This is a genomic window from Streptomyces sp. NPDC006463, assembly GCF_042870715.1.
Lineage (GTDB): Bacteria > Actinomycetota > Actinomycetes > Streptomycetales > Streptomycetaceae > Streptomyces.
Window position 1 is genome coordinate 127,861 of sequence record NZ_JBIAHP010000017.1, and the last position, 10,281, is coordinate 138,141.

7 protein-coding genes and 1 pseudogene are annotated in these 10,281 nt (G+C 69.3%); 4 read left to right on the forward strand and 4 right to left on the reverse strand.

Features of this window, described 5'->3' with window-relative positions:
- Positions 1–129 precede the first annotated feature (129 nt).
- The 3 genes from ACFYOB_RS28160 to ACFYOB_RS28170 all read right to left on the reverse strand — a co-directional run bounded on the left by ACFYOB_RS28160 (position 130) and on the right by ACFYOB_RS28170 (position 5,809).
- Complete coding sequence (locus ACFYOB_RS28160) at positions 130–3,078, reverse strand: Z1 domain-containing protein (protein WP_388564063.1); 2,949 nt, start codon at positions 3,076–3,078, stop codon at positions 130–132.
- A 5-nt stretch (positions 3,079–3,083) separates the two neighbouring features.
- Complete coding sequence (locus tag ACFYOB_RS28165; RefSeq protein ID WP_388564065.1) at positions 3,084–4,622, reverse strand: ATP-binding protein; 1,539 nt, start codon at positions 4,620–4,622, stop codon at positions 3,084–3,086.
- Between the two features lie 182 nt (positions 4,623–4,804).
- Complete coding sequence (locus ACFYOB_RS28170; protein WP_388564067.1) at positions 4,805–5,809, reverse strand: SEC-C metal-binding domain-containing protein; 1,005 nt, start codon at positions 5,807–5,809, stop codon at positions 4,805–4,807.
- A gap of 68 nt (positions 5,810–5,877) precedes the next feature.
- Between ACFYOB_RS28170 and ACFYOB_RS28175 the strand changes: the two genes are divergently transcribed.
- The 3 genes from ACFYOB_RS28175 (at position 5,878) to ACFYOB_RS28185 (ending at position 7,927) form a co-directional block, all read left to right on the forward strand.
- A complete protein-coding gene (locus ACFYOB_RS28175; protein ID WP_388564132.1) occupies positions 5,878–6,675 on the forward strand; it encodes a class E sortase in 798 nt (265 codons plus the stop codon).
- A 103-nt stretch (positions 6,676–6,778) separates the two neighbouring features.
- A complete protein-coding gene (locus tag ACFYOB_RS28180) occupies positions 6,779–7,114 on the forward strand; it encodes a DUF6412 domain-containing protein (RefSeq protein WP_388564069.1) in 336 nt (111 codons plus the stop codon).
- Positions 7,115–7,228: 114 nt separating this feature from the next.
- A complete protein-coding gene (locus tag ACFYOB_RS28185) occupies positions 7,229–7,927 on the forward strand; it encodes a YidC/Oxa1 family membrane protein insertase (RefSeq protein ID WP_388564071.1) in 699 nt (232 codons plus the stop codon).
- A gap of 36 nt (positions 7,928–7,963) precedes the next feature.
- Here ACFYOB_RS28185 and ACFYOB_RS28190 read toward each other — a convergent pair.
- Positions 7,964–9,079: pseudogene (locus ACFYOB_RS28190) on the reverse strand (RNA-guided endonuclease InsQ/TnpB family protein).
- Between the two features lie 216 nt (positions 9,080–9,295).
- Here ACFYOB_RS28190 and ACFYOB_RS28195 point away from each other — a divergent pair.
- The gene (locus tag ACFYOB_RS28195) at positions 9,296–10,153 is read left to right on the forward strand and encodes a fumarylacetoacetate hydrolase family protein (RefSeq protein WP_388564073.1); all 858 of its coding nucleotides are present in this window, start codon (positions 9,296–9,298) and stop codon (positions 10,151–10,153) included.
- Positions 10,154–10,281 lie beyond the last annotated feature (128 nt).

The window sequence follows — 10,281 nt, forward strand, 5'->3', positions numbered from 1 at the left end:
GGCCGCGCGTGGATGCGGGCCGGGGCGGCGAGCTCCCCGGGCAGGCGGCGCCGGGGCCGGCCCGGGCCGCGCCCCCGCGGGGGGCGGGGGCGGCGGCGCCGGCCCGGCTCGTGGGCCGGGCCGCCCTCGTCACTCGGCGGTGCCGCCGGAACGTATTGCCCGGAAGCGGAGCAGTCGATTGGAAGAGTCGTTGGCCGTGGTGGGGGAGACCACGGTGAACGCCATGATGACCTGCTTGGGATCGGCCGTACCGTCCGTGACGGCGGACAGGAGTCCCGCGTCGTTGGTCGCGTCGACCACCGGATAGAGCAGGACGATGCCCGTGCGAGGGCCCACACTCAATGCGTCCGCGCGGGAGCTGCTGACGTCCTCGCCCGCCTCCCTGATGACGGATTCGGCCCATCGGCGGTGTTCCATACCGGAGATACGGCCGAAGGCGACTTTTTCGAACTGGCGCCTGCGCCGGACCAGCGAGGTCGGCGCTGACCCCAGCACGCTCGCTTCCACCCGCCGGCTCGATGTCGTCTGCGGTGCGACGAGCAGCCAGTCGTCCACCTTGGCGAGTTCGCCGTCGAGCTTGGCGAGGTAGCTGAGGTGTGGGGCGAAGTGGTTGTCGCCTTCCCACTCCAGCTTGCGCAGGACGCTGACCAGGCTGGTATGAGGGACCAGCGATGTCTTGGCCTCGAACCTCCGGGTGAGAGGGCTGGTTTCGTCCGGCGGCAGCTCCAGCGTCTGCGCAGAGCGGCCGAACACGTCCAGGAGCGGGAGCCAGCGCTTGGCGTTGGCCTCGATCACCGAAGGGTCCTTGGGATAGGCCGCCGGCTCGATAGGCCGCCCGGGCGAGCGGATCTCGGTCAGTTCGGCGTTGAACATCTTGTTGCGTGCCGTCGGCTTGACGAGACCGAGATGCTGCGAGACCAGTGGCAGCACCTCATAGGGCGTCAGCTGGGGCTCGCCGTCGATCATCTCCGCGTACTGGGCGAGTTCGGAGCGGAACGCCTCCTCGTCCTGGCAGATCGCCTCGAACGCCTCGTACAGATCGAGCGTCTTGTCCTTCCCGAAGGGTTCCTCGCGGCCGATGTAAAGGCGGACGAGGTCCCGGTAACCGGAGCGGAATCCGAACCAGCGGCCCATCTGCATGAGAGTGTCGGCCTGCTGGGTCATCCGGCGGTAGTAGGTGACGGTCAGACCCTCCACGGTGAAGCCGCGGGACAGTTTGGTGCCGCCGACGAGGATCTTCCAGACGTTCGGGGTGCGGTCGAAGTCGAGTCCGGGCTGCGCGTAGTCTTTTTCATTCGCGCCATTGACGACGAGGACGGGACTCCCGCCGGATGCGATGAGCTGCCGGGCGCGGCTGATGTGGGCGCGCAGTTCCTCGTACGAGCCAGGGACGGGGAGACCCTCGGCCCGGGCCTCACACACCGGCTTGTGGTCCGCTTCGAAGAGAGCCGCCAGCCGGAGGTGAGATTCGCTGCTCATGTACGAGGAATCCCAGAGCGCCTTGATGCGGTCGGCGAGTACCGCGTGGTCCGCTACGCGCACCGACTCGTGAACCAGCATGGTGTGGTGGCGGAAGGCGCCTTCGGGAAACCCGTTCGCCACGCGGTAGAGCTTCAAGGCTCCGGCCAGCACAAACGCGTCCATCGCTTCCAGCAGACGGTCCCCCGTACCGCTGTCGACGCCGCGCACGTGAGCGGCTTCCTGGGAGGTGGCGACCGTCCGCTCGGAGCTGGGTACGTCGGAGTGCAGGTCGTGGAAGTCCTCCACCCCCATGTACCCGACCGGGCGGGGAAGGGAGATCAGGAAGTCGCGCGGGAAGAGGTCGGCGGAGTCGTCGGGGTCGACGAAGACGTTGGCGAAAGGCGTCGCCGTGTAGCCGATGTACTGGGCTCGTGGCATCAGGCGCAGAAGCTCGCAGACCAAACCGTTGATGGCGGACCGGTTGGCCTTGCCCTCTTCCCAGCTAGCCGGGTTCGTGGTGTTGACGGACGCCTGGTCGGACTCGTCATCGATGATGAGTGCCGGTACCTCGCCGAGGATCGGACCGATCTTCTTGAGGTCGTTGACGAGTTTCGTCAGGACCGACTTGTTCTTCTTGACCACCATGACGCGGGCTGCCGCGTGATGCAGATTCGCCGGGTCATGGAGCGGGAGGGCCTTTTCCACCTTCTCGATGTCGAGCGCCCGGATGCCCCGCTCCAGGGACTGATAGTCCTTGTCCTTCGTCGTGAGGCGTTCGATGTCGAACGCTCCGCGATGAGAAGGCCGGCCGCCGTGCGAGACGAACTTCGTCGGCCAGTCCTCGTCGTCCTGGTAGTCGACACCGATCAGAGCGTCGAGATCGTCCGGATCCGCACCGCGGAGGATGTTCTCCTGCCCGATCAGCTCCATGTCGAGCCGCCGCTGCGTCTGGCCACGCAGCAGGTTCAGCGTCCCGCCCAGCACGATGACCAGCCGGTACCCGGCGTCCATCGCCTTGGCTATGACGCCGGTAAAGTTGGCGGTCTTGCCGGACTGGACGTAACCGACGACCAGACCCCGGGCCGCGTACGCCTCCGGTCGTGCCGGGTCCGACAGTCGTTCGACGACGTTGTGCGCAGCCTCCCCGAGGCTGGTGACCGCCTTCTCGCTCCAGCCCTTGCTCCGCAGGAGGTCCTCGTACGCCGGCCAGTAGAACGCCCGGGCCAGCGCCTTGTCCCGGGTGTACCAGGCTTGGTTGCTCTCGCTGATCACTACGGGCTGCGGGCCCTTGTCGACGGGAACCGCGGCGTCCAGCGCCTCGGACACGTCCTGATCGAAGCGCAGGAGCGCGTACGCGTCGGCCCGCCGGGCGTCCGAGCAGGGCGGTGCGCTGGACCAGTCGGCGGTCAGAGCGGCGTCCCACTGGGCCAGGGAGCGGCTCCAGACCGTGATGAGCCCCGGGTCGCTCGCGGCGAGGCGAGCCCGGAAGACGTCCAGATCGGCGTCATGGCCGTCGTCCGTCTCCGACAGTCCGGCCGCGATCCGACTGAAGCCCCTCGGAGCGCGGCGCATGGCGGCGAGTACGTCAGTGTGAAGATTGAGCAGGTGGTCGGTCACAGGGGCTACGGCTCCAGTCCGCGAGACATTTCACAGCGCGCGGCAGAGACCAGCACGCTGTTCCACAAGGCCATCTCGTCGTTGCGCTGGGCGCTTGACCGGCCCAGACGGAAGTTCTTTTCGAGCATGAGGTAGAGCAGGCCCTTCAGCGCCGGCGCATCGTTCGCCCCCGCTCTCCGGCCGCTGTTGAAGGCCGGGCGGAACTCTTTGTTGAGCCGGATGGCGTGTTCCTCGCGATCGATGTCGAAGAAGACGTCGGGCGGGAGTGATTCCCATCGGAAGGTGATGGGGTCCTGGCCCTCGATCTGCGGCAGCTCGTCCCGGAGGGTGCGCTTGAGCTTGGGATCGATGCCTTTCCCGGGCGGGACGGCACTCGTACGCTGCACTTCAGTGGAACGCCGCGCAGCCTCGCGATAGACCGCTTCTGCTTCCGCCACGTACGCGGCGAACGGATGGCCGTCCGCATCGGTGGCCTTCTCGATACCGCGGGCGAACGCCGGTGTGACGCTGACCCCGTCCTTCTTCACGGTCAGGCTGAACACGCCGTTCGGTGACGAGGGAAGGTCCAGCGCGATCCGGGCCAGGCTGTGGTGCGTCTCCGAGCTGCGGATGCCGTTCCAGCCGCCGGCTTGGACGAGCCGGTCATTACGGTAGATGTAGAAGCCCTGCCGGTCCGCCAGGGGGCCGATGCCCCGGAAGGAAACAAGCCGGGACCGGGGCGGCCACACGTGAGCCTGAAGAGCGACCTCGCCGACGCCCTCGATGGGAGCCGAGTACGTCCGCGGGTAGCCCGCTCGCCCCGGGATCCGGTAGCCGAAGGGGTCGATCGGCTCGACACCCCGGTGATCGAGCTCCTCCTTGGTGCGGACGTCCTCCACGACGAGGTCGATGTGGAACCCGTCCCTGGCCAGGAACCTGTGCAGGTAGAGACCGAGATGGGTTTCCAGCTTCTCGATCTGTTCGTTGAGGAACCGGTCGCTCTGGCCGGAGAGCACGGTGTCGAAGGCACGGACGCCGTCCCAGCGGACGACGGTGCCGTGCCATCCGATGACCCCGTCGTAGCGGTCGACCAGATCCTGGCAGTACCGCGGGTCCACGATGTCGCAGCTGAAGTCCTGCTGCGCTTGGGCGGTCAGCCAGCGTCTTCCGGCGGCAGGACTGCGCTTGGTGCGGCTGATCACGGTCAGCGAGTCCGCATGGGACAGCGAGGCCGCCTTCAGCCCCGCTCCGAAGTGTCCCAGCGCCCCTTCGCCGTAACCTTCACGGCCTCCGACGACCATGGCGACGTCGAGAGCGGAGTCGTCCATCCCATGGCCGTCGTCGATCACCAGCAGGCTGACGAGCCGGTCGCTGTCGCGCAGAAAACTGATGACGACGTTGCGGGCGCCCGCGTCGATCGAGTTGTCGACGAGGTCGGCTATCGCCGCCTCGAATCCGTACCCCTGGTGCGCCAGGGATTCGACGTAGCGGGCAGCGGGCGGAAGCTGTTTGCTCCCCAGCGTGGGTATGTCGAACTGCCAGTCGCCGGAGGGTGAGTAGGGCATTTGTGCGGCAAACCTCTGGGGCGCAGGGATGGATGTATCCGCCAATGGGGACGGTTCACCTCCATTTGAGCGGATGTCAGATGACGCTAACGCATGGAGGCAGTCTGAGGCAGTCCCAAGACACCTCTGCCCGGAATGCGATACGAGCGCGTGCGCTGAGAGTTTTGCTGGACCTGACCGGACTACCTGGCCGGGGTCCCGTGGCATTCCGCGTACGGCTTGCCCGAGGTGCACCAGCAGCGGGAGGTGGGGGTGGGGGGCCAGGGGGTGGCTTTGCCGCGGGCTGCGAGGGTGGTGGCGTATTCGGCCAGGAGGGACGGGGAGGCCGGGGAGGTCTTCTCCGAGGCTGCGAATGCCTCGTACGAAGGGACGCTGCCCGTGACGATGCCGAGGTTGGTGGTGCCCGAGGCGGCGAGGGTGCGCAGGGAGGATTCCACCTGCGTCAGGTGGGCCTCGTGCGAGGGGTACTCCACGGCGAGGGTGGGGTAGCTGGTCAGGAGCTCGGCGAGCTCGCGCTGGGGCCAGTGGAGGATCGCCACGGGGAAGGGGCGGGAGAGCGCGGCGCGCCGGTCGCCCAGTTCGGCGCGCAGGCGGGCGATCTCGGCGCGGAGTTCGGCCGGGTCGTCGGAGCCCAGGGCCCAGATGCGCTTGGGGTCGTGGAGCTCGTCGAGGGGGATCGGGCCGATGTGGCGGGTGTCGGCGACCATGTCCCAGTCGTCGTGGGGGAGGGCGAGGAGGCGGCGTACGCGGTGGCGGCCCGTCAGGAGCGCGGTGGTGGCCGGGGTCAGCGGTGCGTCGTCCGTGATGAGGAGGGTCGCCGCCTCGGTGAAGCAGTCGTGCGAGGCTTCCAGTTCGTCGTGGGTCTCCAGGGCTTCCGCGATGACTTCCCAGGGCGCGGGGTCCTTGGGCGCGGCGGCGCGGATGCCGTTGATGAGGGCGCGGGCTTCGGCCTCGTGGCCGTACTCCCAGAGGTTCGCCGCCTGGAGGGCCTTGATCAGGGGCGGGTTGGCGGGGGAAGCGGAGAGCAGTTGGTCGTACAAGCTGCTCGCCCGATCGCGTGCGTCGGCCAACTCGAGGTGGGCCGCGGCCTGGAGGAGCAACGGCTCCTGGTCCTCGGGGTAGCGGGTCGCCGTGCGGATGAGGCGCTCGGCTTCGGCGATGTGCTCGGCAGGCGTGTCGGGGCGCATGGTTCACACCGTACTGCCGCTGGTCAGTTGACGGGGGAGGTCTTAAGGTGCCGCCCGTGCGGGATCACATGCGTGTGGTGGTTCAGGGGCGCGGCGGGCAGGAGCGGCGGGACGTGCTCGCGCGGGCGCTTTGGGTGTGCGCCGAGGTGATCACCACGGTGGGCGTGGTGGTGGCGCTCCTGGTCGTGCACCAGGTGTGGTGGACCAACCGGCAGGCCGCGGCCGCCGCGCGCGAGCAGGTCAGGGCCTTGGAGAGCGAGTGGGCCGGCTCCCCTTCCGCGCCGGTCGAAGAACACCCCGGCGCCCTTCCTTCCGGCGTGCCGTCCGCTCCTTCCGGGGACGCGGAGCACGGCGTGTCGCCGTCACCCTCGCGCTCGCCCTCGCCCGCCGCCGGCGCGCCGGGGCCGGGGCCGGCCCGGCCCTCCCGGGACCAGGCGTACGCCGTCCTGCGCATCCCCCGGCTCGGCCTCGTGGTCCCCGTAGCGCAGGGGGTCGACAAGCGGACCGTGCTCGACAAGGGGTACGCCGGGCAGTACCCCGGGACCGCACGGCCCGGGGCGCAGGGGAACTTCGCGCTGGCCGGGCACCGCAATACGCACGGGGAGCCCTTCCGGTACATCAACCGGCTGCGGGCGGGCGACGAGCTGATCGTCGACGTGCAGGGGCGGCGTCATACGTACGTGGTCGGGAAGGTCTTGAACGAGACGACCGAGCGCGACACCGGGGTGATCGCGCCCGTGCCGCGCAGCGTGGTGAAGCCGGACCAGGGGTACAGCGAGCCGGGCGCGTACATCACCCTGACCACCTGCACGCCCGAGTACACCTCCAAGTACCGGCTGGTGGTGTGGGGGACCCTCACGTCCTGACCCCCCGCCCGCGGACCGTTGTCAGTGGGCCCGGTTAGTATCGATCGCAAGTAGCGGATCTCGTACGGAGGTTCGTGCGCGGGAGTGGAAGGGGGAGGTCCGTATGGCTCGGCGCTTCCTCCTGTTCGTCTCCCGGGCCTCGTGGGCGGCGGCCGTGCTGCTGCCCGTGCTGGTGCTGCTCGGGGGAGTGCTCGGACTGTTCGCCGGCGAGGGGGGTGGGCTGGGAGCGGTCGTTGTCGCCCTTGCCGTCACCGTCGCCGTGGGAGCCGAGGCCCTGGCCGCCGCCGCGCGGCTGGTGCGGCCCGTGCCGCCGCACCGAATACGCACCGCGATCCGTGATCGCGAGCAGCGCACGGCGTTCCTGCCGCAGCGCGATCCCGACGCTTCGGGCCGGTCACGGCCCAGGGCGCCCGGCCGTCTCGTCCCGACGGCCGCGTAGGGGCGCGCAGTACCTCACGCCTTCTGCTGACTGATCACTGTTGTCGCCCCTCGCGGGTCGTCACGCCGAAACGCATCTCTTTCGACGTTCGACGAGACCCTTCGGAGGGCCCACGTGTCCGTTTTCACCCATCTTGTTGTCGAGCTGGGCCAGCTGCTGGAGCCGGTACTGGCCGAGTCCGCGACCGCTGCCGCGATCGTGCTGTTCACCGTGCTCGTACGGCTCGCTCTGCACCCGCTGAGCCGGGCCGCGTTCCGCGGGGCGACGCCGGTGGCCGGATGCCTGCCGGTGCTGCTGCAGCTGCCGGTGTTCTTCCTGATGTACCAGGCCTTCTCCTCGGCGGACGAGCTGCTGGCGCACCGGCTGTTCGCCGCTCCGCTCGGGGCCCGGTGGACCGAGGCGCTGGGCGAGGGCGGCCTGTTCGGCGCGCAGGGGCTGGTGTTCGTCGGGCTGTTCGCGGCGATCGCGGTGGTGGCCGCGTGGAGCGCGGTACGGGGACGCCGGGCTGCCGCGTCGGCGGCTGCCGCGCCCCCGGTGGCGCCCACCGGGCGGGGCGACGCCAAGGCCAGTGCCAATGCCAAGGCCAATGCCAAGGCCGGCGCCGGGGCGGTGGCCGAGTTGAGTGCCGAGCAGCAGGAGGTCATGCGCAAGCTGGGCGGCGTACTGCCTCTGCTGTCGTTCGGGACGCTGATCACCGCCGCTGTGGTGCCGCTGGCCGCCGGGCTCTACCTGCTGACGACCACCGCGTGGTCGGTGGCGGAGCGCGCCTGGCTCCAGCACCGGGCTGCCGGAGCAGCGCGTTCCAGCCTTTGACATCCTCCCCCTCCTAGAAGGAGGGGGATTCCTGGCTCACGCAGCCTGAGGGACCGGCGGTCCGTCAGGTCTTCCGCGATCAGCACCAGCCGGGTTGAGACCTGTCCGGACGAGCATGACGCGTGCGGAGTTCTTGTCTCTGGGTGAGACGGTTCCGCACGCAGTGCACGTGTAGATACGTTCTGACAGCGGCAGTGCGTGCTTGGTTCTCGCTCCGCACTGTCCGCAGTCCATTGTGGTGTGCGCCGGGTGCACCAGGCGTAGGTCGCGGCCGTGCTTGCGCGCCATGTTGATCAGCTCGCGCTTGGTGGCCGTGATCGCCGCGTCGGCCGCCTTGCGGGCCATGGACGACTTCGCGAGGAACTTCGGCCGGAAGTCCTCAACCGCAAGCCGGTCGAAGTCCGTCACCACTTGTTTGGCCCACTTGCGGGCGGTGTCCTGCCGCTGCCGGGCGAGCCCCTTGAGGTGGCCTGCCCTCGCTTCGGCTTCCGCCGGGCCATCATCCGCTGATATCCGGCCAGCTTTCCGGCCGCCTTCTTCCCGTGCTCGGCGTGCGGGAGGTCCACACCCCAGTCGATACCGATCACAGCGTCTGCCGCGGGCAATGCCTGCGCCTCGGCCGGGACGACGAAGGAGGCGTACCAGTGGCCGAGGCTGTCACGGTAAATGCGCACGCTTGATGGGTCGGCGGGCAATCGCGCGACCACACCAGGGTCAGCGATATACCGCCCGCCACGTGCAGGCGACCGTCCTTCAATCGGAGTCCGCACTTCGTGTAGTTGAGCGTCGGGTCGGCGAGTTACTTCTTCTTGAAGCGGGGCATGCCAGCCCGCTGACTCACCGGCATCCTTGCCTTGATGTCCTTCAGCGCCTTGGTCCGGGACTTGGCGAAGTCCCGGACACTTGCTGCTGCGGCACGCTGGCACCCGCGCGCAGCCACTCGTGACCGCCGCGCCAGCCGGTCAGCATCCTGTCAAGCCAGGCCGGACCGCACTTCTCCCCGGCCTTGTGCGCCGCCCGGGAATAGGAAACGCACTGGTTCCAGACCCAGCGACCTTTGTCCCACTCCGAAAGCAGAGCCGACAGGGCGGTAGACGACACGCGAAGCCGGAAGGTGTACCGGGCGTACCCGGACTCCCCGACTCCGCTGATGCCGTCATGGCGCCAACCTGGAGTCACCGTCCGCTTCCCTCCCAGGAACCCCTGCTGGCTCACACGAATGAGCGGGTCTCGTTCCAGCCTGTGAACAGGGTCTTGCGGATTGGTCGGGCATCTTGGAGGATCAACCAATCCTCCGATGGCCGCAACCCATCGGCCGGCCCGTGGCACGCCCATGGGCCGACCACCCACGACCACGGGAGAATGCCCATGAAGCTGCTGCGTGTCGGACCCGTCGGGTCGGAGCGCCCCGCGCTGCTCGACCAGGACGGCACCCTGCGTGACCTGTCCGGCCTGATCACGGATGTGGACGGGGCTCTCCTCGCCGACGGCTCCCTCCTCTCCCGGGTACGGGACGCGGCGGAAGCGGGCGAGCTTCCGGTCCTGGACGCCGAGGGGCTGCGGATCGGCGCACCGGTCGGCCGGATAGGCAAGATCGTGGGCATCGGGCTGAACTACTTCGGGCACGCGGCCGAGATCGGTGCGGAGCCGCCGGCCGAGCCGATCCTGTTCCTGAAGGCCGCGGACACCGTGGTCGGCCCGGACGACACCGTGCTGATCCCTCGCGGCAGCGTGAAGACCGACTGGGAGGCCGAGCTCGGCGTCGTCGTCGGCAGCACTGCCCGCTACCTGGGCTCCGCCGAGGAGGGCCGTGCGCACGTCGGCGGGTACCTGCTGGTCAACGACGTCTCGGAGCGCGAGTTCCAGATCGAGCGCGGCGGCACCTGGGACAAGGGCAAGAACTGCGAGACCTTCACCCCGCTCGGCCCCTGGCTGGTCACGGCCGACGAGGTCCCGGACCCGCAGGGCCTCGATGTGAAGCTGTGGGTCAACGGCGAGCTCAAGCAGGACGGCAACACCGCGGACCAGATCTTCCCGGTCGGCGAGGTCGTCCGGTACCTGAGCCAGTTCATGACCCTGTACCCCGGCGATGTCATCGTCACCGGTACGCCGGCCGGCGTGGCCATGGGCCAGCCGGAGCCCAAGCCGTACCTGCGGGCCGGTGACGTCGTGGAGCTGGAGATCGAGGGCCTGGGCCGCCAGCGCCAGGAGTTCAAGAGCGCCTAGCCGAGCATGCGCGTGGGGCGGGGGGGGGGGCCCCCCCCCCCCCCCCCCCACGCGGGGCGGGGGCCCGCGCGGCCCCGCAGCGCCACCCCGCGGGGGGGGGGGCGCGGGGGGGGGGGGTAGGGGCCCGG

Bases quoted from the DNA above. Each gene is read 5' to 3' on its own strand.
- ACFYOB_RS28165 (WP_388564065.1), bottom strand. From the start codon at position 4,622: ATGCCCTACTCACCCTCCGGCGACTGGCAGTTCGACATACCCACGCTG.
- ACFYOB_RS28170 (WP_388564067.1), bottom strand. From the start codon at position 5,809: ATGCGCCCCGACACGCCTGCCGAGCACATCGCCGAAGCCGAGCGCCTC.
- ACFYOB_RS28175 (WP_388564132.1), top strand. From the start codon at position 5,878: ATGCGTGTGGTGGTTCAGGGGCGCGGCGGGCAGGAGCGGCGGGACGTG.
- ACFYOB_RS28180 (WP_388564069.1), top strand. From the start codon at position 6,779: ATGGCTCGGCGCTTCCTCCTGTTCGTCTCCCGGGCCTCGTGGGCGGCG.
- ACFYOB_RS28195 (WP_388564073.1), top strand. From the start codon at position 9,296: ATGAAGCTGCTGCGTGTCGGACCCGTCGGGTCGGAGCGCCCCGCGCTG.